At 66.6% G+C, this 446-nt stretch carries 1 protein-coding gene; it reads left to right on the forward strand.

All coding sequences use genetic code 11. The annotated features are described in order from the left end of the window. The coding region (locus U5A58_RS40525) for an ABC transporter permease subunit (RefSeq protein WP_415774373.1) at positions 1 to 446 on the forward strand (446 nt) is incomplete at both ends.

Here is a 446-nt window from a genome sequence, read left to right on the forward strand (position 1 = left end):
TATCCGCTGCCGCTCGTGCTGGGCGCGGCGCTCATCGTCTCGGTGCTCGTCACCGGGCTCTACGGTTTCGCGGTCGAGCGCGTGGCGTATCGGCCGCTGCGCGGCGGCCCGCGCCTCGTGCCGCTCATCTCCGCCATCGGCATGTCGATCTTTCTGCAGAACTACGTGCAGATCGGGCAGGGCGCGCGCGACGTCTCCGTGCCGATGCTCATTTCCGGCGCGCTCGACTTCAACATGGGCGGCAACTTCGAAGTGACGATTCCGTACGCGCGCATGCTGATCGTCGGCGTCACGCTCGTGCTGATGATCGCGCTCACGCTCTTCATCTCGCGCTCGCGCATGGGCCGCGCGTGCCGCGCCTGCGCGGAAGACATGAAGATGGCCAACCTGCTCGGCATCGACACGAACCGCGTGATCTCGTTCACGTTCGTGCTCGGCGCGATGCT

The organism is Paraburkholderia sp. J7 (genome assembly GCF_905220155.1).
Taxonomy (GTDB): Bacteria; Pseudomonadota; Gammaproteobacteria; order Burkholderiales; family Burkholderiaceae; genus Paraburkholderia.